The sequence below is a fragment of the Cupriavidus sp. 01L43 genome, from assembly GCF_056399925.1.
Window position 1 is genome coordinate 151,308 of sequence record NZ_JBFTSH010000001.1, and the last position, 23,083, is coordinate 174,390.

Annotated in this window: 19 protein-coding genes; 3 read left to right on the forward strand and 16 right to left on the reverse strand. The window is 67.3% G+C overall.

Going from position 1 to position 23,083, the window contains the following annotated elements:
• Nucleotides 1–141: 141 nt before the first annotated feature.
• On the forward strand, nucleotides 142–798 hold the full coding sequence (locus AC1DP9_RS00725; RefSeq protein ID WP_092290555.1) for a glutathione S-transferase family protein: 657 nt from the start codon (nucleotides 142–144) through the stop codon (nucleotides 796–798).
• Nucleotides 799–822: 24 nt separating this feature from the next.
• On the opposite strand, the gene AC1DP9_RS00730 is transcribed toward AC1DP9_RS00725, so the two are convergent.
• A complete protein-coding gene (locus AC1DP9_RS00730; protein ID WP_477106360.1) occupies nucleotides 823–2,823 on the reverse strand; it encodes an acetoacetate--CoA ligase in 2,001 nt (666 codons plus the stop codon).
• Between the two features lie 120 nt (nucleotides 2,824–2,943).
• The gene (gene ubiD, locus AC1DP9_RS00735; protein ID WP_477106361.1) at nucleotides 2,944–4,494 is read right to left on the reverse strand and encodes a 4-hydroxy-3-polyprenylbenzoate decarboxylase; all 1,551 of its coding nucleotides are present in this window, start codon (nucleotides 4,492–4,494) and stop codon (nucleotides 2,944–2,946) included.
• A gap of 643 nt (nucleotides 4,495–5,137) precedes the next feature.
• Between ubiD and AC1DP9_RS00740 the strand changes: the two genes are divergently transcribed.
• Nucleotides 5,138–6,184 (forward strand): transglycosylase SLT domain-containing protein, encoded by a 1,047-nt coding sequence (locus tag AC1DP9_RS00740; RefSeq protein ID WP_477106362.1) that lies wholly within the window; start codon nucleotides 5,138–5,140, stop codon nucleotides 6,182–6,184.
• Nucleotides 6,185–6,275: 91 nt separating this feature from the next.
• Here the strand turns inward: AC1DP9_RS00740 and AC1DP9_RS00745 are convergent, their stop codons facing one another.
• From AC1DP9_RS00745 to ribBA, 4 genes are all read right to left on the reverse strand, one after another.
• Nucleotides 6,276–7,457 carry a pyridoxal phosphate-dependent aminotransferase gene (locus AC1DP9_RS00745; protein WP_477106363.1) on the reverse strand — a complete coding sequence of 394 codons (1,182 nt, stop codon included), beginning with the start codon at nucleotides 7,455–7,457 and terminating at the stop codon, nucleotides 6,276–6,278.
• A gap of 163 nt (nucleotides 7,458–7,620) precedes the next feature.
• Entirely contained in the window at nucleotides 7,621–8,130 is a 510-nt protein-coding gene (nusB, locus tag AC1DP9_RS00750) for a transcription antitermination factor NusB (RefSeq protein WP_477106364.1), read from the reverse strand.
• A complete protein-coding gene (gene ribH, locus AC1DP9_RS00755; protein ID WP_092290543.1) occupies nucleotides 8,127–8,630 on the reverse strand; it encodes a 6,7-dimethyl-8-ribityllumazine synthase in 504 nt (167 codons plus the stop codon). Before ribH ends, nusB begins: the two co-directional genes overlap by 4 nt.
• Nucleotides 8,631–8,718: 88 nt before the next feature.
• Nucleotides 8,719–9,834 (reverse strand): bifunctional 3,4-dihydroxy-2-butanone-4-phosphate synthase/GTP cyclohydrolase II, encoded by a 1,116-nt coding sequence (gene ribBA / locus AC1DP9_RS00760; RefSeq protein WP_092290541.1) that lies wholly within the window; start codon nucleotides 9,832–9,834, stop codon nucleotides 8,719–8,721.
• Between the two features lie 244 nt (nucleotides 9,835–10,078).
• On the opposite strand from ribBA, the gene AC1DP9_RS00765 reads away from it, so the two are divergent.
• Nucleotides 10,079–11,119, forward strand: coding sequence for a CaiB/BaiF CoA transferase family protein (locus AC1DP9_RS00765; RefSeq protein WP_477106365.1), 1,041 nt, complete (start codon nucleotides 10,079–10,081; stop codon nucleotides 11,117–11,119).
• Here the strand turns inward: AC1DP9_RS00765 and AC1DP9_RS00770 are convergent.
• The 10 genes from AC1DP9_RS00770 to AC1DP9_RS00815 all read right to left on the reverse strand — a co-directional run bounded on the left by AC1DP9_RS00770 (nucleotide 11,108) and on the right by AC1DP9_RS00815 (nucleotide 23,048).
• Complete coding sequence (locus tag AC1DP9_RS00770; protein ID WP_144198031.1) at nucleotides 11,108–11,740, reverse strand: riboflavin synthase; 633 nt, start codon at nucleotides 11,738–11,740, stop codon at nucleotides 11,108–11,110. The genes AC1DP9_RS00765 and AC1DP9_RS00770 overlap by 12 nt on opposite strands.
• Nucleotides 11,741–11,782: 42 nt before the next feature.
• Complete coding sequence (gene ribD / locus AC1DP9_RS00775) at nucleotides 11,783–12,904, reverse strand: bifunctional diaminohydroxyphosphoribosylaminopyrimidine deaminase/5-amino-6-(5-phosphoribosylamino)uracil reductase RibD (RefSeq protein ID WP_092290535.1); 1,122 nt, start codon at nucleotides 12,902–12,904, stop codon at nucleotides 11,783–11,785.
• Nucleotides 12,905–12,944: 40 nt separating this feature from the next.
• Nucleotides 12,945–13,484 (reverse strand): GspH/FimT family pseudopilin, encoded by a 540-nt coding sequence (locus AC1DP9_RS00780; RefSeq protein WP_477106366.1) that lies wholly within the window; start codon nucleotides 13,482–13,484, stop codon nucleotides 12,945–12,947.
• Nucleotide 13,485: 1 nt separating this feature from the next.
• Nucleotides 13,486–13,962, reverse strand: a complete 477-nt coding sequence (locus tag AC1DP9_RS00785; protein ID WP_477106367.1) for a type IV pilin protein — start codon at nucleotides 13,960–13,962, stop codon at nucleotides 13,486–13,488.
• A complete protein-coding gene (locus AC1DP9_RS00790) occupies nucleotides 13,959–15,776 on the reverse strand; it encodes a pilus assembly protein (protein WP_477106368.1) in 1,818 nt (605 codons plus the stop codon). The genes AC1DP9_RS00785 and AC1DP9_RS00790 overlap by 4 nt, the downstream gene beginning before the upstream one ends.
• Complete coding sequence (locus AC1DP9_RS00795; protein WP_477106369.1) at nucleotides 15,773–16,345, reverse strand: pilus assembly protein; 573 nt, start codon at nucleotides 16,343–16,345, stop codon at nucleotides 15,773–15,775. Before AC1DP9_RS00795 ends, AC1DP9_RS00790 begins: the two co-directional genes overlap by 4 nt.
• Complete coding sequence (locus tag AC1DP9_RS00800) at nucleotides 16,339–17,271, reverse strand: PilW family protein (protein ID WP_477106370.1); 933 nt, start codon at nucleotides 17,269–17,271, stop codon at nucleotides 16,339–16,341. Before AC1DP9_RS00800 ends, AC1DP9_RS00795 begins: the two co-directional genes overlap by 7 nt.
• Nucleotides 17,268–17,672, reverse strand: coding sequence for a hypothetical protein (locus AC1DP9_RS00805; protein ID WP_477106371.1), 405 nt, complete (start codon nucleotides 17,670–17,672; stop codon nucleotides 17,268–17,270). The genes AC1DP9_RS00800 and AC1DP9_RS00805 overlap by 4 nt, the downstream gene beginning before the upstream one ends.
• A 172-nt stretch (nucleotides 17,673–17,844) precedes the next feature.
• The gene (locus tag AC1DP9_RS00810; protein ID WP_177219838.1) at nucleotides 17,845–18,291 is read right to left on the reverse strand and encodes a type IV pilin protein; all 447 of its coding nucleotides are present in this window, start codon (nucleotides 18,289–18,291) and stop codon (nucleotides 17,845–17,847) included.
• Between the two features lie 35 nt (nucleotides 18,292–18,326).
• The gene (locus tag AC1DP9_RS00815) at nucleotides 18,327–23,048 is read right to left on the reverse strand and encodes a pilus assembly protein (RefSeq protein WP_477106372.1); all 4,722 of its coding nucleotides are present in this window, start codon (nucleotides 23,046–23,048) and stop codon (nucleotides 18,327–18,329) included.
• Nucleotides 23,049–23,083 lie beyond the last annotated feature (35 nt).

The following is a 23,083-nucleotide window of genomic DNA, read 5'->3' on the forward strand; positions in this document are numbered from 1 at the left end:
CCATGCGCCACATCCGGTGGCGAGATACGGCCTCGGACTGGTGCCGCGCCGCGCACCGCACGGGTGCTTGGCGATGCGGCATCCGCCACCGATACTGCAAACGATGCATCGCGCACTGGCCCGGGGGGCCGAGGAGGCATGATGGCGAAGACGACGCTGACCATCAGCAGCAAGACCTATTCGTCCTGGTCGCTGCGCGGCTGGTTGCTGGCCCGGTTCGCGGGCCTGGAGTTCGAGGAAGTGCTGGTGTCGCCCGAAGATCCGGCGGCGCGTGCCGAAATCCTGCTGCTGTCGCCGTCGATCCTCGTACCCTGCCTGCGCCATCAGGGCGTGACGGTCTGGGACACGCTGGCGATCGCCGAATACCTCAATGAGATTCGTCCCAAGGCGGGACTATTGCCCGACGATCTCGTCGCGCGCGCCCACTGCCGCGCCATCTGCGGCGAGATGCATTCCGGTTTCGCGGCGATGCGCGCCGCCTTGCCGATGAACCTCAAGGGGCATTTCCCCGGGCTCAAGGTCTGGTCGCGCGCCCAGGCCGACATCGACCGGATCGTCGCGATCTGGACCGAGTGCCTGACCCGCTACGGCGGCCCATTCCTGTTCGGCGAGCGCCGCACGATGGCGGACGCGATGTACGCGCCCGTGGTCACGCGCTTCGTCACCTACGGCGTGATGCTCGATCCTGAGCCGGTGGCCTACTGCAAGGCCATCCTCGCCATGCCCGAGATGCAGGAGTGGATCAGCGCCGCGCGCGAGGAGCCCGACGAGATCAGCGAACTCGATGTCGAATTCTGACCCTCTCTGATCCTTCCCCTAGACCTAGGCGGCCGCCGTCCTCGCCAGATAGGTGGCCGCGTAGGCAAAGTACCAATCCAGGCAGTCCGGATTGGCCATCGCGTCGCGGTTGGCAATCTGCTCCGGCGGATGGCCGAGYAGCAGCTTCTTGATCGGCACCTCCATCTTCTTGCCGGACAGCGTGCGCGGCACGCCGGGCACCTGCACGATGTCATTCGGCACATGACGCGATGACAGCCCGGCGCGAATCCGCGCCCGCAGGGTATCGCGCAGCGCCTCATCGAGCACACTCCCCTCGCGCAGCACCACGAAGAGCGGCATGTACGACTCGCGGCCAAGGTATTCGAGGTCGACCACCATGCTGTCGAGTACCTCAGGCAGTTCCTCCACCACGCGATACAGCTCGCTGGTGCCCATGCGGATGCCATGCCGGTTGATCGTGGCGTCTGAGCGGCCGTAGATGATGGCGCCCCCGCGCGGCGTGATGCGGATCCAGTCGCCGTGGCGCCAGGCGTTCGGATAGGTGTCGAAGTAGCTGTCGCGGTAGCGCTTGCCGTCGGCATCGCCCCAGAGGTAGAGCGGCATCGACGGCATCGGCTCGGTACAGACCAGCTCGCCCACCGCGTCGATCACCGCCCGGCCTTCTTCGTCGAAGGCTTCCACCTTGGCGCCCAGGCAGCGGCACTGCATCTCGCCCGCGTACACCGGTAGCAGCGGACAGCCCGCCACGAACGAGCCGGCGAAGTCGGTGCCGCCGGACATCGGCGCGAGCCAGATGTCGGCGCGCACGTGGCGATAAATCCACTCATAGGCCTCTTCGGGCAGCGGCGAGCCGGTGGAGCCCAGCCCGCGCAGCCGGGACACATCGGCAAAGGCGGCCGGCTCCAGCCCGGCTTTCATGCAGTTGGTGAAAAACGCGGCGCCGGCGCCGAACATCGTCACGCGCGCTTCATCGACAAAGCGCCACAGCACGCCGGCGTCCGGCCAGGCGGGGTTGCCGTCGTAGAGCGCCACGGTGGTGCCGAGCAGCAGGCCGCCCACCTGCGCGTTCCACATGATCCAGCCGCTGCTGCTGTACCAGTGGAAGACGTCGTCCGGGCCGAGGTTGTTGTGGAACGCCAGGAGCTTGAGTTGCTCGATGACGATGCCGCCGTGGCCATGGACGATCGGCTTGGGCATGCCGGTGGTGCCGGACGAGTAGACGATCCACAGCGGATGGTCGAACGGCACCGGCTCGATCCGCAGCGGCACCGCGTGCGCCAGCACGTCCGCCCAGTCGTGGCGGCGGACCGGGCCGGCGGTGTCGATCTCACTGCCGATGGCCGGAATCAGCACGAGGTCGGTCAGCGAGGGCAGGGCGGCGACCAGGTCGGCGATCACCGGCGCGCGGTCGTAGGTCTTGCCGCCGTAGCGGTAGCCGTCGACGGCAATCAGCACCTTGGGCGCGATCTGGCGGAAGCGGTCGATCACGGCCACCTGGCCCATGTCCGGCGCGCAGCCGGACCAGACCGCGCCCACGCTGGCCGTGGCCAGGAAGGCGACGATCGTCGCCGGCACGTTGGGCAGGTAGCCGGCCACGCGGTCGCCCGGCGTCACGCCCATCGCGCGCAGGGCATGGGCGAGGGAGGCCACCTGGGCTTCCAGGGCATCCCAGCTCACATCGGCCAGCGGCTGGGCTTCGCCGGCATGGCGGATGGCCGGGCGCTGGCGCGCCTCACCGGTGCCGGCGTGGCGGAAGACCTGCTGGACGTAATTGAGCGTGGCGCCTTCGAACCAGCGCGCACCGGGCATGGTGCGGCGGTCCAGCACGCGCTCGGCGGGGGTATCGAAATGGACGTCGAAGTAGACGCGGATGGCGTCCCAGAACGCCTCGATGTCGGTGACCGACCAGCGCCAGAGGCTGTCGTAGTCATCGAAGGCGAGGCCGCGCTCGCGGCGCAGCCATGTGATGAAAGCGGCCAGCTGGCTGCTCTCGGCAAAGTTGGCGGACGGCGTCCACATCAGCTTTCCGGATGCCACGGTCATGCCTGTCTCCTCCTCGACCCGTCTGCGCGGGGGTTTGGGGTGCGCCGCGGGTTTGTCGCTGGTGCGTCGACAGAAGCCGGCGCGGCGCGATGCGAGGTCACATGATAACCGTCTCCGAGATCACCTGGCGGCGCCCCCCGATTCGAACAGCGTGCCCCACATTTCGTCCACGCGCGCCTTGACGGCGGGATCCATCGAGATGGTCCGGCCCCATTCGCGTGTGGTTTCGCCGGGCCACTTGTCGGTGGCGTCGATGCCCATCTTCGAGCCCAGGCCGGAGACCGGCGAGGCGAAGTCGAGATAGTCGATGGGCGTGTTGTCGACCAACACCGTGTCGCGGCTCGGATCGACCCGGGTGGTGATGGCCCAGATGACCTCCTTCCAGTCGCGCACGTCCACATCGTCATCGACCACGACGATGAACTTCGTATACATGAACTGGCGCAGGAAGCTCCAGACCCCAAACATCACCCGTTTGGCGTGGCCGGCGTACTGCTTCTTCATGCGCACCACCGCCATGCGGTAGCTGCACCCCTCGGGCGGCAGGTAGAAATCGGTGATTTCCGGGAACTGCTTCTGGAGCAGCGGCACGAAGACCTCGTTCAGCGCCACGCCCAGCACGGCGGGCTCATCGGGCGGCTTGCCGGTGTAGGTGGAGTGGTAGATCGGGTCGCGCCGCATGGTGATGCGGTCGATCGTGAAGACCGGGAACCAGTCCTGCTCGTTGTAGTAGCCGGTGTGGTCGCCGTAGGGCCCCTCCAGCGCATGCTGGTAGCCGGACGGGTGGGCCGGATCGGGCTGGATGTGGCCTTCGAGGATGATCTCTGCCGAGGCCGGCACGGACAATTCGGACAAGGTCGGCGTCAGGCAGCCGGCCAGCGCGGTGCGGCTGCCGCGCAGCAGGCCGGCGAACTGGTATTCGGAGAGCGTGTCGGGCACCGGCGTCACGGCGCCGAGGATGGTGGCCGGGTCGGCGCCCAGCGCCACGGCGATCGGGAAGGGCTTGCCGGGGTTGGCCAGCGCGTGCTCGCGGAAGTCCAGCGCGCCGCCGCGATGCGCCAGCCAGCGCATGATCACCTGATTGCGGCTGATGACCTGCTGGCGGTAGATGCCCAGGTTTTGGCGCTTCTTGTGCGGGCCCTTGGTGACCACCAGGCCCCAGGTGATCAGCGGGGCGGCGTCGCCGGGCCAGCAGGTCTGGATCGGCAGGCGGCCCAGGTCCACGTCGTTGCCTTCCCACACGATCTCCTGGCAGGACGGGCTGCTCACGCGCTTCGGCGCCATGTCCCACACGGACTTGGCCAGCGTGAACAGCTTGCCGGCCTCGCGCAGGCCGCGCGGCGGCTCGGGCTCCTTGAGCGCCGAGAGCACGCGGCCGATGTCGCGCAAGTCCTCGAGTGAGTTCGCGCCCATGCCCATCGCCACCCTGCGTGTCGTGCCGAACAGATTGGCGAGCACCGGCACCTTATAGATAGCGTCATGGCCCGCGCCTGCATCGTTCCGAGATTGCACGCTCGGTTTCTCGAAGAGCACGGCGGGACCTTCCGCGCGCAGCAGGCGGTCGCAAATCTCCGTCATTTCGAGATTGGGCGAGACCGGCGTGGCGATCCGTTTCAGCTCGCCAAGCTGCTCCAGTTGGCCGATGAAATCGCGCAAGTCTTTGTATTGCATAGTGAAATCTGTGAAGGTTGCCGCGCTGCGCCAATCCATGGCGTGCCTTGGCGAGGTGTGTGACGATACACATCAGCGTCCGGCGGTGCAAAAAAATCGTGTCGGAAGCGTACGAGAAATGTAAATTTTTTGCGGTGTAGACCGGTCCTCAAAGGAAGGGTAACCCTAGGCCAGTCCTACGATCCCGAGCCGCCGGGTGATGTAGCCGCCGCTTAAATAACGCCGTTACATATTTCTAAAAGTAGTGACTTGTACATTCGTTATGCTTGACGGGTTATAAAAGGGTTCCTACAATCCGGTCTGCTCTGTGGGGTGTTGCGCCGCAACATGGCTTGAGGCTTCTGTCAAGAGGCGCTCTTTAAAAAAGCCAGCGTGACCACACCTCCTTTGATCTTGATCGCGATACGTGTAGCAAGCGTGCGCGGCGGGGTCCTCCGGCGGGATGCCGGAGCGTGAGAGTCTTTTAGTGGCAGGGTGCGTTTCCCCAAGAGCGTACCCTGTTTCTCGTTGGGCGCATGGGGAGCGCCCGCCAACAGGTGCTGGACACCCCTGCTAGGTGGCGCAGCATCCTTACTTGAGTACGTTGAGATCGGGCACGCGTGGCAATTGGCACGCGCGCAGCGGGCAGCGGATGGAGGTAAGTATGAGCGGTTGGAAAACCCTTCATCTTCCCGGTGTCGGGCGGGCGTTGCAGGTCCGCTTTAGACAACCGGTTCCCGGTGTGAACCGCGCGCTGCAAATGCGCCTGGCCCACCCGGTGGCAGGTCGCGCCTTGCTGCGCGGCAGCCGTACCACCTTGAAGTACACCCTGAACAGCCTGGGCGTGCTTTCTGTGGCCGCAGCAGTCACCTTGACGGTCAGCCAGCAATGGCGGACGTCGCTCGCTGGGGCGCTGGCGGGCAAGGAAGCACCCACGGTACTGCTCGGCGCTGCCCTGCCGGCTACCACGGCCCATGCCAGCACTGGCGTGCCGCCGGTCTCGGCCGACGTGGCCGCCGCGCGTCTGGCGCATGCCACCAACGGCTTGCCGACGGTGTCTGGCGTGGACGAGTGGAGTGTGTCGGCCGCGGGCAAGGTCCCGTCGGTGGCGCACCTGGCCGCGCAGATCCCGGTGCAGCGCGTGGCGCTGGACGCCCGCAACACGACGGCGCTCGGCTCCGCACGTGAGCAGGCGGCCGTGGCGGACTACATCGCCCGCAAGTACCGCGTGGCGGCGCAGGCCACCGGGCAACTGGTGAAGGCCGCGTACATGACGGGCCGCGAGGTCGGCATCGACCCGCTGCTGATCCTCGGCGTGATCGCCATCGAGTCCAGCTTCAACCCGTACGCCGAAAGCGGCGTGGGTGCGCAGGGCCTGATGCAGGTCATGACCAAGGTCCACCAGGACAAGTACGAAGCCGTGGGCGGCGTGTCCGCCGCACTGAACCCGTACGCCAACATCAAGATCGGCGCGCTGGTGCTGAAGGATTGCATCGCCCGTGCCGGTTCGCTGGAAGGCGGCCTGAAGTACTACGTGGGTGCGGCCACGACCAACACCGATGGCGGCTACGGCGCCAAGGTGCTGGCCGAGCGCGCCCGCCTGCGCCAGTTGCTGGGCCTGCCCGCCAACGACGCGGGGAAGCCCGCCGACGCCAAGCCGACGACCGCCGAGAAGCTGGAAGCGGCCACGGCCACGGCCCAGGCGGCCTGATCGTCAGGCTGCGGAAGAAAAAGAGCACCCCTCGGGGTGCTCTTTTCGTTTGCGCTGTATCTATATAGATGGCGATGGCCGGCCCGGATCCTCAGCGCAGGAAATGGTGGAGCCGCTGCATCGCTTCCTCGATGTTCTCCATGGCCGTTGCGTACGAAATGCGGATGTAGTCGCGCGCCGTATGCGGGCCGAAGTCCGTGCCGGGCACCATCACCACACCGGCGTCATGCAGAATGGCCTGCGTCAGCTTGTCGGCATCGCCCGCATGGGGGTGGTTCACGTGGCGGCAGTCGGCATAGACATAGAAGGCACCGTCCGGCTTCACCGGCACGCGCAGCCCCAGCGCCTCCAGCGCCGGCACGATGGCGTCGCGGCGGCGGCGGAATTCGGCCTTGCGCTCGTCGTAGATCGCCAGCGCCTCGGGCGTGAAGCAGGCCAGCGCCGCGTGCTGCGCCACCGCCGACGCGCAGATGAACAGGTTCTGCGCGACCTTCTCGAAGGCCGGCACCAGCGCGTCCGGCACCACCAGCCAGCCCAGGCGCCATCCCGTCATATTGAAATACTTCGAGAAGCTGTTCACGGTGATCACGTTGTCGTCCAGCGACAGCGCGGACACCGGCGGGGCATCGTACGACAGGCCCTGGTAGATCTCGTCGAGGATGGCGAAGCCGTTGCGGCGGCGGACTTCGGCGAGGATGCCGCGCAGCTCGTCCGGCAGGATCGACGTGCCGGTGGGATTGCTCGGCGACGCCAGCAGCACCCCGCGCGTGTCCGGCCCCCAGTTGGCGGCCACCTGGGCGGCGGTGAGCTGGAAGCGCTCGGCCGGCCCGCTCGGCACCATGCGCGCCCGGCCGTCGAAGGCGGCCACGAAATGGCGATTGCAGGGGTAGCTCGGATCGGGCATCAGCACTTCGGCGCCAATCTCTACCAGTACCGCGCAGGCCAGCAGCAGCGCGCCGGAAGCGCCGGCGGTCACGATCACGCGGCGCTCGGGAATATCGATCCCATAGGCGGTCTTGTAGTAGCCAGCGATGGCCTCGCGCAGCGCGTGGATGCCCAGCGCCCCGGTGTACTGCGTCACGCCCCGGCGCATGGCCGCCTCCGCGGCATGCACGACCGGCGCGGCGGCGGTGAAGTCCGGCTCGCCAATCCCCATGTGGATGATGTGGCGCCCGGCCCGTTCGAGTTCGGCGGCCTGCTTGGCCAGTTCCATGACGTGGAAGGCGTCGATATTGGCGAGGCGGGAGGCAGTGGCAAGGCGCTGGAGGTCCATGGCGGTCAGGATGGGCAGAGGGCTGGGGTGGCTTGAGGGTAAGGGTAGGCAGCGCGGCGTGGATCCCAAAGGATCACGCGATGCGCGGAAATATGGCGCCGAAACAAAAACACCCGCCGGGGCGGGTGCTCTGGGCTGGTGTCAGCCAGCAGTGACGGGAGGCTTAGCGGCGCGCAGCGACTTCCGGCGCGCGAACCTGGGCGGCGAGCTTGTCCAGCACGCCATTGACGTACTTGTAGCCTTCCACGCCGCCGAAGGTCTTGGTCAGTTCCACGGCCTCGTTGATGACGACCTTGTAGGGAATGTCCAGACAATGCACGAGTTCGAAGCTGCCAACCAGCAGCGCGGCGCGCTCCACGGGCGACAGTTCGGCCACGGGGCGATCCAGGAACGGTTCGAACGCGGCGGTCAGGCGCGCTTCCTCGCGCACGGCGCCGTTGAGCAGGGCGTCGAAGTGCTCGCTGTCGGCCTTGTTGAAGCCTTGCGCGTCATGCAGGTGGGCTTGAATCGCACCAATATCGTTACGATTCAGCAGCCATTGATAGAGGCCCTGCAGTGCCAGCTCGCGCGACCGGCGGCGCGCGCTCTTCGGCGGGGCCTTGGGCTCGGTGCGGGCCGGCTTGGCGCCGCCCGGCTTGCCGGCGTCGCCGGTGTCGGTGGCGTCACTCGTCATGCTTCCTCGTCTTCATCTTCGTCGTTCTGGCCGCTGCGCAGGGAGTCCAGCGCGACTACCAGGTTCGCCATTTCCACGGCGGCGCGGGCGCAGTCGCGGCCCTTCTCGCGCGTGCGGGCGTGCGCTTGCGCGTCGGTATCCACGGTCAGGATGCCGTTGGCGATGGGCACGTTGAAGTCCAGGCCCACGCGCGTGATGCCGGCGCCGGACTCGTTCGAGACCAGCTCGAAGTGGTAGGTCTCGCCGCGCACCACGGCGCCGAGCGCGATCAGCGCGTCGAACTGGCCGCTTTCGGCCATCTTCTGCAGCGCCAGCGAAATTTCCAGCGCGCCGGGCACCGTCACGACCAGCGTGTCTTCGCCTTCCACGCCGAGTTTTTCGAGTTCGGCCACGCAGGCCTCGCGCAGCTCGTCGCAGACGGGCTCGTTGAAGCGACCCTGCACGATGCCGATGCGCAGGCCTTCACCTTCGAGGTTGCTGGGGTAGAAGCCGTGATCCATTGTCAGTTCTCCAATTGTTCGGGGAAGGGTGGCTGGCCGCGCCGGAAGGGCGCTGGCCGCCATCGATATTCGTGATTATTCGTTCGTCTTAGTCGCAGTTCGCTTCGCCGTGCATCGGCTGGCAGCCTGTCACTTCGAGATCGTAGCCGGTCATGCTCGGCATCTTCTGGGGCGAGCCCAGCACGCGCATCTTGCCCACGCCGAGGTCGCGCAGGATCTGGGCGCCCATGCCGTAGGTGCGCAGGTCCGGCTTGCGGCGCGGACGGTCTTGCGGGGCGTCCAGCGCGGCGAACTGCGAAAACAGCTGCTCGGGCGAATCGCCCACGTTCAGCAGCACCATCACGCCTTGCTCGGCGCCGTGCAGTACCTCCAGCGCGGCCGGCAGGCTCCACGAGTGCGTGGTGCGGGCCGATTCCAGCAGGTCGAGCACCGAAAGCGGCTCGTGCACGCGCACCAGCGTCTCGGTGTCCGGGCGCGGCTGGCCCTTGACCAGCGCCAGGTGGGCGCGGCCGGTGGGCTTGTCGCGGTAGATCACGCCCTGGAAGGTGCCCCACGGCGTCTGCATGGTGCGCTCGCCCGCACGCTCGATGATGCTTTCGGTGCGGCTGCGGTAGTGGATCAGGTCGGCGATGGTGCCGATCTTGAGATCGTGCTCGCGCGCGAACTCGACCAGATCCGGCAGGCGCGCCATGGTGCCGTCGTCCTTCATGATCTCGCAGATCACGGCCGCCGGCGTCAGGCCGGCCAGGGCGCCGAGGTCGCAACCGGCTTCGGTATGGCCGGCGCGGATCAGCACGCCGCCGGGCTGGGCCGTCAGCGGGAAGATGTGGCCGGGCTGCACGAGGTCGCTGGCCTTGGCGTCGCGGGCCACGGCGGCCTGCACGGTGCGCGAGCGGTCGGCGGCGGAGATGCCGGTGGTCACGCCTTCGGCGGCCTCGATCGACACCGTGAAGTTCGTGCCGTGCACCGTGCCGTTGCGCGACACCATCGGATACAGCTCCAACTGGCGGCAGCGTTCGGCGGTCAGCGTCAGACAGATCAGGCCGCGCCCGTACTTCGCCATGAAGTTGATGGCTTCCGGCGTGACGAAGTCGGCCGCCAGGACCAGGTCGCCTTCATTTTCGCGGTCTTCCTCGTCAACGAGGATGACCATGCGGCCGGCGCGAATGTCGGCAATGATGTCTTCGGTACGGGCGATAGTCATGGCTGGGGCAACGTCAGGGAATACAGCGGGTGGCAGTAGGCGGGCAGGGCCGGAGGCAGGTGCAACAAAGCCGGCGAAATCAAGCCCGCTATTGTACGCCAAGCGGCCGGGTTCGGTCCCGCACTAGGCTGGCTCTAATATGGCTCATTAGGCACTTATGGGCTGCGGTGTGACGGACGACAGTTACGGACGCGGCTGCCCGCTTATCATGTCACTCACTGGATACGTATCGGGAGCCTGCCGCATGACCTTGCCGCTGATGGGAATTCGTGTCGTTGAGTTCGAGGGGATTGGCCCCGGTCCGCTGGCGGGCCGGATGCTGGCCGACATGGGGGCGGAGGTCATCGTCATCGCGCGCCAGCAGAAAGTGGCCGTGGCGGCGCAACTTGGTGGCGATAAGGAGAGTCCGCTGCGGCGGGGCAAGACCATCGTGCCGCTCGACCTGAAGAACCCGGCGGGGCTGGCGGAAGCGCTCGCGCTGGTGGCCGGCGCCGATGCCTTGATCGAGGGCAACCGCCCCGGCGTGATGGAGCGGCTGGGACTTGGCCCCGCCGACTGCGCCGCGCGCAACCCGCGTCTGGTCTATGGCCGCATGACCGGTTGGGGGCAGGCCGGGCCGCTGGCCCAATCGGCCGGACATGATCTCAACTACGTGGCGCTCACGGGCATGCTGTCGCTGTCCGCGCGGCCCGGCGAGACGCCCGCCATCCCGCCGACCGTGGTGGGCGACGCCGGCGGGGCGCTGGGCCTCGCCTTCGGCATCGCCTGCGCGCTGGTCGATGCGCGCGCCAGCGGCCGGGGGCGCGTGGTGGACGGCGCCATCGTCGACATGGTGGCCATGCTGGGCGGTATCGCGCTATGGGTGCGCAACAACGGCCAGATCGACGGCCCCACGCCAAGCCCCTTCCATCAATCGCCGTTTTACGATGTTTATGCCTGCGCGGACGGTGGGCATATCACCATCGGCGCGCTGGAACCGCAGTTCTACGCGCTGCTGCTCGCCAAACTAGGCATGACCGATGTGGATCCCGCTGCGCAGTACGACCACACGACGTGGCCGACGCTGAAATCGCGATTCGCCGACTTGTTCCGCAGCCAGCCGCGTGCCCACTGGGATGCGCTGCTCGGCGGCACCGATGTCTGCTACGCGCCCGTGCTGAGCGTGGCGGAGGCCGCGAGGCATCCGCACAACGTCGCGCGCGGCATTTTCATCGAGCGCCCGGACGGCACGCTCGACGTGGCCGGAGCGCCGAGGTTCTCGGACGCGTCGCCGTCAGAGCAGTGAGACGGACTCGCCCTGCGAGGCCGACAGCATCCGCTCCACGTACCGCGCGATCAAGTCGATCTCGAGGTTGACGCGCGCGCCAGCCTTGAGTTCGTTCAGCGTGGTCACTTCCACAGTGTGCGGGATCAGGTTGATCGAGAACTCGCAGCCTTCGGCCACGTCGCTGACGCTGTTCACGGTCAGCGAGACGCCGTTCACCACGACCGAACCCTTGTAGGCCAGATAGCGGCCCAACTCGCGCGGGGCGCGGATGCGCAGCTCGTGCGATTCGCCCACCGGGGCAAAGCGCACGACATCGCCGAGCCCATCGACGTGACCGGACACGAGATGACCGCCCAGCCGGTCGGCCAGCCGCAGTGCCTTCTCGAGATTGACGCGGCCCGGCTTGTCGAGGCCCACGGTCTTGTCGAGTGATTCTCGGGAAACGTCTACGTCGAACTGGCCGTCCTGCAGGGCCACGACGGTCATGCAGGCGCCCTGGATGGCGATGCTGTCGCCGATGATCACATCGGTCAGGTCCAGTTCGCCAGCGGCGATGCGCAGGCGTACGCCGGCGTCGGCGTTGCCCAGCGGGGAGACGGTGTCGATGCGGCCAACGGCCGCCACAATGCCAGTAAACATGCTTGCCTCGGAATGCGTAGGGTCTGTCTGTTCAGGGGGATGTCAGTGCTTGCTGTCGCCACGGCGGGCAATCAGCCGGAGGTCGTCGCCGATCTGGCGCACCTCGTGCCAATGGAAGTCGACGGCGTCTTCGAGCCTGGCCAGCGGCGGCAGGTTGAACATGCCCTGCGCATCGCCCAGCAGCCGGGGCGCAAGGTAGATCAGCAGCTCGTCGGCGCAGCCCTCGCGGATCAGGGATCCGTTGAGCTTGAAGCCGGCTTCCACATGCAATTCGTTGATGCCGCGCTTGCCCAGTTCCTGCAACATGCGGCGAAGTTCGACCTTGCCGTGCGGATTGGGCAGCACCACCACCTCGGCGCCGCGCGCCTCCAGCGCACGCTGCCGCGCGGCGTCTTCCACGGCGCAGAAGACCAGCACGGGCTTGGCGAAATCCCCGGTGTCGCGGTTCAGGATCTGCGCGTCGAGCGATACCTCGAGGCGGGAGTCCACCAGCACGCGCTGCGGCTGGCGCGGCGTGGGAATGGCGCGCACGGTCAGCGCGGGATTGTCGTCCCGCACGGTGCCGATGCCGGTGAGGATGGCGCAGGCCCGGGCGCGCCAGGCGTGGCCATCGTCGCGCGCGGGTTTGCCGGTGATCCACTGGCTGGTGCCGTCATGCAGCGCGGTGCCGCCATCGAGGGAAGCGGCCACTTTCACGCGCACCCACGGCAGGCCGCGCGTCATGCGCGAGACGAAGCCGATGTTGAGATCGCGCGCTTCTTTTTCCAGCAGGCCGCAGCGTACGTCGATGCCGGCATCGCGCAGCCGTTGCAGGCCGCGCCCGGACACCGCCGGGTTGGGGTCTTCCATGGCGGCCACCACGCGGGCGATGCCCGCACGCACCAGCGCCTCTGCGCACGGCGGCGTGCGGCCGAAGTGGCTGCACGGCTCCAGCGTGACATAGGCGGTGGAGCCGGCGGGATCGTGGCCGCGCGAGAGGGCGTCCTTCATCGCCTGGATCTCGGCATGGTCCTGACCGGCCGGCTGGGTATAGCCCTGCCCGATGATCTCGCCATGCTTCATCAGCACGCAGCCAACGCGCGGGTTGGGCGTGGTGGTGAACATGCCCCGCGCGGCGAGCGCGAGGGCCAGTTCCATGGCGGTATGGTCGGAGTCGGAAAACATGGCGAGGCAGGCTGTGCCGTTAGGTGAGAAAGCAGGGCGATCAGTCGCAGTCGGCATCGGGGCCGGCGCCGCAGATCCGGATGCGCCCCTGGGCGCCGAGCCTGACCTGCCGCTGCGCACCGCGGCATCGCACATGGAACGTGGCCGCGTAGAAACCGCCGCGTTCCGATCGAGAGTATCCCACAGGTGTCAAGCGGAGCGCAGGCGGTCCCTTGGCGCCATCGGTGCCGCGCAGGGTCACGCGCAGGCAGGCGGCATCCAGCGCCGTCACGGCGATGGGCGGCCCGGTGGTCGCCTGGGGTGCCACCGGTGCGAGCTGCCATCCGCCATCGAGCGTGGTGGCGCCCGGCAAGGGCCCGAGCCGGATTTCGACGCGCCGGTTGGCCGCCGTGGTGCGTGCCATGGCCAGCGATGCCGCCAGCCGGTCTGCGGCGTAGGTCACGGTGTGCTCGGCCAGCATGTGGCGCAGGGCGGGCAGGGCGATGGCCGCGAGGATGGCGGCAACGGCCAGCGACACCAGGAGTTCGGTCAGCGTCATGCCGCTGCACCGGCGGACGTGCGCGATTGCGGTCTGTTGCATTTCAGCACCCTTCGGGCAGTCGAGCGGGCGGATTCGCCGCGGTGAGCAGGGAAAGCCACTCGCCCGTGCTCCGCAGCACGAGGGTGCCGCAGCGCGTATCGACAAAAGTGGGCGTGGCGCGGACTTCGACGCAGCGGGACAGGTCAAGTCCGGCGCAACTGGTGGCCGTCAGCAAGTGCCGGACCGGGGCGGGCGGCGCGGGCACGGGGCGGGGCCAATGGCCGGCCGGGGCGGTTGCGTCTAGGGCGCTCGCAAACGTCGACGCGCTGAGGGCATGCCGCTCGAGCGCCAGCATCGCGGTGACCGCTTCGGCACGTGCCTGCATGCGCCACGCCCGGTGGAAATGCTGCCGCCATGCCGGTAGCGCCATGGCGGCGAGGATCACGACGATCATCAGGGTGATCATCAACTCGACGAGGCTGAAGCCGCTGCTTTGGGTGCGCGGCAGGCAGGGTCGGTGCGTCATGGCGATGCTCATAGCGGTGTCCGGATCAGTTCGCGCCAGCCCAGCCGACCGCGCCGGCGTGTCAGGTAGGCGTGTTGTTGCAGGTAGGCGCCGTCGCCATCGACCTGCCACAGGGCAAGGGAATGGACATCGCGCCGGGAGATGCCGGGCGCCGGAGCGGCACCTTCGATGACCGGGGAGAGGCTGACGAACGGACCACCGAAGGCCGGATCGAACGGCAACCCTGTGATGGCGGCGCCGGGTTTGCCATCGGCCTGCAGGACGGTGACCGACTCCCCGGTAGCGGCGTCGATCAGGTAGCTCCGCGCGCGGCCATCGGGCGCCAGCGTGGTGAAGGCGAGATGGGCAGGGCTGGCGGCGTCCAGTGTCTCGATCTGTTCGCCCGGATGGGGCAGCGCAAGCGTCCATCCTGTCGTGCCGGGTGGGTCCGACGAGGGGACGGCACGCAGCACCACGCCGTTACCGCTCGGGATTGCGCGGATCTGGCGTGGGTTGGCTGGCTTTTCGGTGTGGTCCGGAATGGCGGACACGGCGTTGCCGGTGCCGTAGACAATAAGCGGGGAAGCACCGGTGTACGTGATCACGGGTGGTTCGACACTGCCACGTCTGCTGGCGGTCTGGCGATGCAGGCATGTTGCGGGTGGCGTATCGGCGCCAAGGGCGTCGAGGGGGAACCGCCAGAGGCGGCCTACATCGTCGATGGCGTACGCGGCGCGGGCGGCGCCACTGGCATCGCTCCGCACCGTGACGGCGAGGAGTTGCGTGGTGGCCGTCTTGCTGTCGCAGCCTTGTTCAGGTAGCGGCAGTCGCGGAACACGGCCGGTGGTCGCCCAGGCGCCTGCCGGCCGGTCCAGCGGAAGCAGCGCCAAGGCCGCCCGTGCACCCGCCGGCGTGCCCGGCGCGAGGATGCCGACGGCGAACCAGCGCCGCTCGTTGTGGACCCTGAGCATGGCGGCGCGTAGCGGGCCACTGCCGGTCAGTGGCAAGGCGTCGCTTCCCGTCACTTCCCAGATCAGTTGGATGGGTGTGTCGGCGTCCGGAGTGGATACGTCGAGGACGAATGCGGTGCCGGGCGTGCGCGCCGTAGCGGGTGTGGCGCAAAGGAGAAGGGTGCGCCAGCGGCCGTTTGGGTCAGCATCCACGCTATGGGGCCTTGGGCACGGCGGGGCCGGCACCCGCGTGCCCACGGCGGTTAGGGCGGCGGCTTCGGCCAGTGCGGCGCGCGGTAGGTAGCCCGTGAGTTCCTGTCCCGTGACCGCGTGGAAGCCGTGGAGGATGCCATCGCGCGTGCCCAGCCAGACGGTGGTTGGCCGCAGTGCGTGTGCGTTGCGGAAGGCGGTGTGGCCTGGTTGCATGGGCTGCCACGCGGGCGGCGCCACCACGTGCACACGCGCGCCGGTGGCGCTGGCAAGCCGGGTGTCGCGTGGGCGCATGGGTGGGATAAGGCGGTTGCCACGCAGCCAGGAGAGCCGGTCTGGGCCTTGGATGTCGGGTTGTCCGATGGTGGGATCGATGTTGAGGCTGTGCTTGGCCTCGGCATCGATGGCCTGCCACCGCAGGGGTGTCAGCCGCGCTCCGCCCAGATAGAGGCGACGCGTGTCCGTGGCGCGTTGGTCCAGTAAATCGCCCGCTTCCCAGAGGTGCAGTACCCCACGCCGGTTGGCATCGGCGGTGGTGCGGAAGCCGATGGCATGGAGGCGGCCCGTCCAAGGATAGGCGGCAGGTGCCACGCGGTAGCCCATCGGCAAATGGCCGGCCTCGCTGGCAACGGCGCTGGCGCACAGCCCTAGCACCATCGCCACGCACCCCATGACAAGGCGGATCATGGCTGGAACTCCGTCTGCAGCAGGACGCGCACGGACGGATCGCGTCCAAAACCGAGTGCGGTAATGCGGAAGCGCGGCCACTGGGCTGTGCCGGCCAGTGTCTGGAGGGTCTGGTGGTGGTCGAGGACTTCGATGAGGTAGCGGGGCGGATGCGTCGCCCCGGCAACGCCTTCGGGCAGATCGGGCAGGCGCACCCTGGTGAACGCGCCGATCGACAGGGCAGGCACGCTCTCGGGCGGGCTGCCCTCGATCCAAGGCCACCAGGCCGGCTGGCCGGTGCCCGTTCGACAGATGCCGCGCTGGGCCTCCACGCCGCAATGGCCCGGGTCCGGCCACGACGCCAGCCGAGCATGCGGCGACGCGGCAGCCGCGAGCAGATCCGCCTCCGCATCGAGCAAGGCCGCCTCCGCCGCGCGGAACGCGATCTCGCGGTCCAGTTGCAGCCCTGCCAGTTGACGGCCGGCGTGGAGGAAGTGCATCGCTGCGGCGCAGACGCTGGCCGTGAGCACCAGCATCGTCGTGACGAAAGCGAGAACGGCGATGCCATCCTGCGTGCGGCGGGTCAGCATAGGGCCTCCAGGCAGGGCGAAGGGTTGCGCAGGCGGAAGGTGGTGGTGAAGACGCGCCGGCGGACCGCATGCCGGGTCGCAGGGGGGAACGACAAGTCCTCGTCGGCGTCGCCATGGGTCAGAGCGGGCAGCAGGGTCAGCGGCTCTGGCCGGGTCGTCTGCCCGGTAGCGCGGTCGCCCCGGATCACCAGTGCGATCTGCACCGTGCGCACGCGATGCCAGCCGGCATCGCCCTGCGCCCGGATGTCGCGGGCGCGGAGATAGGTGTCCGCCTCGCCGTCGCCGTCCCGGTCGACGCCATAGCGCAGCTGCATGGCCTCCACGCCACGGACGAGCGTCCCCGAGGTGTAAGTGACGGCTTGCATCTGGCGCCCCTGCCGGCGCGGATAGCGGCACAGCAACTGCGGCACGCCATCACTGCCGAGGCCGATGTACAGCAGGTTCATCGCGGCGTGATGCGAGGTGGGCACGCCATCGACCGGTTGGGCGGTTGCCGCCAGCGCATGCCCGCCACAGTCGGTCATGGTGCCGTCGGGCCGCGTGGTCGCATCGCCGCTGCTGCTGCCGGAGAAGCGCAGGCGCAGGGCATCGCTCTGATGCCGGCCCCGGGTGCCGCACGGGGCAGATAGATCGACGGCGGGCTGGCCGCAGTCGTCGTGGCCCTCGAGCGGCGCGGTTGGCGCCGGATGCCCTGGGGTGAGCGAGGCCCGACCGGGAATCCAGCCCGCCTGACGCACCAGTTGAGCGACGATGCCCAGCGCCCGATGGCCGCGCTCCGCCATCATCACGCTGTCCGCGACGTTGGCGTATGCCTGCCGGACGACTTGGAACGTGGTGATGGCCAGTACGGATGCCAGCAGCCCGAGCACCATCCCCACCATCATCCCGGTGAGCGTGAACCCACGCTGGCGAGGGCGACGCGTCATGGCGCTACCCATAGCGCCACGTGGGCGGGAGGTGCCGTCATGCCGGGTGAGGCGTCCGCCGTAATGCGGCCCGGCCCGGCCAGCACAATGCGCGCACCGGGCGCGCAGAGCGGCCGAGCGCCGGCCCCGACGCCGAGCGCGCCACACAGCTGCGCGTGGCGCCCGCCGGGCGGCACCATCGAACCGGCACCGGCCGTTTCGGCGAACTCCGACGCCCACTGCGTGGTCTGCGCCAGACTCTCCTGCTCACCCGCCAGCCGGAGCCACAAGGGGCCGAGCACAGCGAGCGGCATGGCGCCAATGCCGATGACGGCAAGGCAGATCAGCGATTCGAGGAAGATGTAGCCGCGCGCGCGTTGCTTAGGGCAGCGGCCGGCAGGAGAGGGTGGAGCAAGGGACATGGCGCATCGGTTCGAACAGAACGGATGTCCACGATAGCCTCGGGCGAGGCCCTAAAACGTGTCCGGATGTGGAGGTTTTGTGGAAGTTTGTGTCCGAGGTCGACTCGGAACAGAGCCAGGCCGGAGACCCGGTTTGGCCCGCGCACGGGTCATGCGCGGGCCGGGGAAACGGCTACCAGCACTCCGCCAGGCTTGCCGTGCCCGTCTTGGTCTTGGTATTGAGGTTGTCGATGCCGAGGGTTCCGCACAGCGCGTCGGCCAGCTTTGGCGCGGCCGTGAGGGTGTAGCCGGTGGCATCGGCGCCGCCGGTCACGGCGATGGTGATCACATGGCTGCCTTGATCGCAGGTATCCCCGGACCCCGTAGTCTGGGCGGCGCAAGCCAGTACCTTGAGTTGGGCCGGGTCCGACGAATACTTGTTGTTCACCGTGAAATACCGCTCCTGGGCACCCTGCACGCGTGCCAGGGCGGCCTTGGCTTCGGTGCGGCGCGCCTTGGTCACGTACTGCCCGTACTGCGGGTAGGCAATGGCGGCCAGGATGCCGAGCACCATGACCGTGATCATCAGTTCGATCAGCGTGAAGCCTTGCATGCGCTGCCGCAGTCCTGTCCGGGTCATTGCCGTTCTCCGTCTTGTTTCATGTTGCACCGCCATCAGTGCAGGATCTCGCGCCACGACAGGCGACCGCTCGGCTTGTCGGCGCTTTCCGTGATGGTCTGCGTGCCGCCGCTCGAGCCGGACATCAGCTTGCACTCCTTGCCCGGGCCGCAGTCGATGATAGGCGGCTTCGGCGTGATACCCACCGTCGAGCCGACGCCGCTCACCACCACACCGTTGACCGTATCGTTTTGGTCGATCTTGCCGTCGCCGTTCAGGTCCACCGGCGATTCACTGAGACGCGCGCCGCTGAACGTGCCGACTTCGTAGATGAAGCTCGAGCCGCCGCTGTCGCAGACCTCGGTGGACGGCGTCATCGTGACCAGCACGACACGTTTGCCACGGATCAGGGCGTCCGTGACCACCCGCTCGCCGAGTTGGGCGTAGGTGGGGCCAACCAGAAGGTCCATGTACCAGCCCTGGACCCCTCCAGGCGTCAGTTGCACCTTTGTGTCGGTCGAGATCCGGTAGGTGAGGCCGTTGGAAACCCCAGCCGACAGCGTCTTCTGTTCCTGCAGCATGCTGCGCGTGATCGTGCCCTGCGCGGTAATGTTCTGGTCCCAGATGCCGTACAGCGACTGGGTCGAGAAGTTCGAAGGGTCGCTGTTGTCGACGTACCGGCCCGTGCCGAACACCACCATGTAGCCGCCGGTCGGGTTGCGCGCCACGTCCGGCTGGCCGGTGATCGGTTGACGGTTGCCGGCACTGTCCTTGGCGGTGAACATCAGCTTGCGCGTGGACTGCCACTTCGAATCGGTCTTGTCCGAGACGTCGAACTTCCAGAGGTTGCCGAGCAGGTCGCCAGCGTAGAGGAAGTCCACGGTACCGTCGCCGTTGACGTCCGCCGGGAGCACCGAGGCAATCCCGTTGGACGCCGTCGCGGTGGCATCGTCGAGCGTCAGCTTGAGATAGTCCGTGCCGGGCGTCCAGCGCTTCGAGCCCCGCACGCGGTCCAGGTAGACGATGAAGATGGAGCCACGGCCCGCCGTGCTGTTGTAGCCGTTTCCGAAGATCGCCACCCACTTGCCATTCGACATCTTGACGATTTTCGGCTGGCCCACCACGTGGCCGAGATCAGCGTCGGCCGAGCTCGGGAACTCCCACAGCACGGTGCTGCCTGCGGTGTTCTCGCTGACCGACTCCGGATCGGTGACGTCGAGCGCGAACACCCCACGGCCGCCGAGGCCGAGGCCGCTGACCAGCACGGTGCGCCAGTTGCTGTTGACCTTCGCATCCTTGACGGCGGGTGTCCCGTCGACCGTGTAGGTGTGGACGTAATCGAGGTTCGTCAGGGTGGGCAGCTTGCTGTACACCAGGGACGGCACGTAGGCGAACAGCTCCTTGCCGCCGTCTTCATCCTTGGCGGAGAACGCGTGCATCATGCCGTCGTTCGCGCCCACGTAGAGTACTGGCTTGCGGGACCGCTTGCTCAGCACGAACTCGGCGTAGTCGTTACCCGCGTAGCCGGCGTTGGGCGGGCCCACGTACTGCGGGCTGGAGTTCACGATGTCGCCCAGGATGGTGGTGGGGCGGGCGCGGAACTTGCCCGAGGCATCGCCCTCATTGCTCTTGTCTCCGCGCAGCCAGTTGACGCGCTTCGTGCCGTCCGCGCCGCCCGTATTCATGATGGTCTGGAAGTCGGGGGGCAGGCTGTCGTAGCGGAACGGAATGCCCGCGCCATCGGGATCCACACTGTTGTACGTGAGGATCGCGCGGTTGGTGGGTGCGATGCCGCGGAGCGTCTGGCCGGCGTCCCAGATGGCCGGGAGGACGGCCTCGCCCTTGGCATTCAATGCAAAGTTGAACAGCTGGCCTGACCAGTCGGAGCCGTTGAAGCGCGCCTGGTAGGACCGTGTGTTGACGTCCAGCCGCGACGAGCTTGCCGCGACGGAGGAGGACGACGAGGTGGCCAGGATCGAGATGAAGGCACGCTCCAGCGCCGCGCTCAGCGCGCCCGGGTTGGTGGCGTAGAAGTAGTTATCGGGCAGGCCATCCGAGCCGCCGTCGCCGTTGGACAGGCGGACATCCCATTCGGTCTGTTTGTTAGGGGTCTTGTCGCCGTCGCCGTCCTTGAAGCCGCCCCACTTGGCGGCGTACTGGAGCGGGTCGAGGAACTGCGAGCCCGCGTTGCCGGTTACGCTGTAGGTGACGCTCGTTTCCGCATCGCCCAGATTGCAGTTGCTGCAGCCTTTGACGCCGGTCGGGTCGGTGTAGTTGAAGCCGTAGATGCCGGAGTGGAAGTGCGGGCCGTCCTTGTCGGTGCCGGACACTACGTAGCCGAAGCCCTGCCCGTTGCTCGAGGAGCCGGACACCACCTTCGTCGACACCGTGATGTTGCCGCCGGTGACGGAGTAGCTCAAGATACCCCAGACGTCCTGGTCGTAGTCGCCACCGGCCACCGAATCTTCCCAGCTCACGTAGAAGCGGCCGCTGCTGGCGTCCTGCGAGATCACCTTGAAGTCGACCAGCGTGCCGGTGCTCGGGTCAACGTTGGTCGGGTGCAGCTGGTAGGACGGCATGATCGTCACGGTCTTGCCGTTGACGTTCACGTTGATCTTGGGCGTATTGGTCGCCAGCTGCACGGCGTAGGTGGAGACCTTCAGCGCGGCGTTGCGGGTGGTTTCATCGGCGGAAGTGACGTCGATGTCCGTCCGGATGCGGTTCATGTGCGCGAACAGCGCCGCGCCCGCGATCTGGAACGTGCCCTTCTGGGACGGTCCTTCCGGGCAGATCCCGAGCACGTTGCTGAGCGAGCCGACCTTCTTGGCCGAGCACACATTGTCGATGATGCCGCCGCTGACCCCGCCCGCGAACCAGTTGCCGTTGTCGATGCCTTCCCCGGTGCCAACCTTGTTGGTCCAGTCGCTGATTGTCGGCGATCCGGCCAGATCGCTCAGGCCGCCCAATTGGTCGTTGTCGTAGGAGGAAACGCTCGAGTTGAACACCAGCGCATTGAGCGGCGAGCAGTAGGGCGCACGCTTGGGGTTCGACGCCGGCAGGTTCATCGGGTTGGCCCACGTCGCGGTCGTCAGGCCGAGGGCTACGTCCTTGCCATTGGACTTGGGTGCGAAGTCGGTGTTGGCCGTCTTGCCGGCGAAGTAGCGGAGTGTCTCGACATAAATTTCCGAGATCGGATTGCCCCACGTGGAGCAATTCCCTTCGTTGGCCGGCTTGTTCTGGGCGTTCTGGCCGCCGCTCGGTTGAATGGCGGTTTGCTGATAGTTGCAGCTGTCTGCGCTGGTGTAACCCCCATCGCTATAGCTGTAGCCGTATGGGCGCAGCTTGTCGATGTTCCAGACAATGCCCTTGACCGGGGTGGCAGCGCGGTAGGTAAAGATGCCAGAGTCAGGGTTGATCTCGGTCGAGAAGTTCGTCACGTTCTGGCGCAGCACACCACCTGAGATGTTCTTGTCGTAGGTGCCCGTCATCAGCCCGAACAGCATCTGGCCGGTTTCGCCATACTTCTGCAGCAACCCGTACGGCTTGTACGCATTGCCGTACTGTTTGCACGATTCGCCACCAATCATCCCCGTTACGCAGGCCTGCACGCGTGCGTTGAACGTGCCCTTCCCCTGCCCCGTGCCGGTGCCCCGAACCGACTGCGACGGGTTCTCGGCCGACGCGTTGATGCCCGATGTTGCGGCGCGGTTGCCGTTCGAGGAGCCGGAGACAGTCTTGCCGTTGGTCTGAGGCAAAAAGCTGCTTTGGGTGTTGCTGGCCTCGCTGTACCAGTTGCACTGCCATTTCTCGCTGGCGCCCCAGGTGGCATAGTTACCTTTGACTACGCGCAATTGCGGGGCCTGCGTGTTGGCCTGTGAGTTGAGATTGCTGCTGTCTTTCGGGGTGACATTGCAGATGGTCAGGCCGCCGCGCGTGAGATTGGACACGGTCCACGACGAATAGCTGTTGCTTGCGCCGGCCGGCTTGGACACGCTGTCCGCGTAGATTGCCATCGTGATGGCGTTGCTATTGCCAATGCTGCTGATCCAGCCGGTCAGCGATGTGCCGGCCGGAGCGCTGCCGCGCGGAACCAGCCGAATCTGGTCGCCGATCTGCATCTTGGAGTTGTCGCTCACCGTCAGCGTCACCACGTCGGCGCGCAGCGTGATCTGGGTGGACGACGTCTGGGTCTCCACCTCGGAAGGCAGTTCCAGGTCTACCGGCACCAGTTTGCGCAGGTCGGTGCCGCCGTAGTACTTGGCCCAGGCGTGGGCGTCCATCGGCAGGAACGCGCGTTCCAGCACGGTGGTCGTAGCCGTGTCTACGGCGCGTGTGCCGCCGTAGAGGATCTTGCGCACTTCGTCGATGCGGCTCATCGACACCCAGTTCAGGAAGTTGCCGCTCCACTTGGTGCCGTCGCAGTATTTTGCGCTGTCAGCCATCGCGGCGGGCACGAAGCCCTGGATGCTGCTGCTGTCGTAGTTGTAGCACTTGGCGGAGTCGAAGTAGCCCGCGTAGGTGATGCGCGAGCTATACGTCGAGTCCAGGATGCCGTCGCCGTCCAGGTCGGAGTAGTCGTTGTACGCCTTCTGGTGAAGCGAATGATCCTTGGAGAGATCGATCATTACCATCGGCGAAACGCCGCCGCCTGCATAGAGGGGCTTGGTGGACAGGTTGAGCTGTGCCGCCGAGGCGGAGGCCACGGCGAGCAGGAACGATGCTGCAAGCAGTACGGCTTGCAGGCGGCTCGCGGGTCGGTGCAGAAGGAACGGTTTCATGGTGCGCCCAGCGGTTGGAGGGTTGCGCGACACGG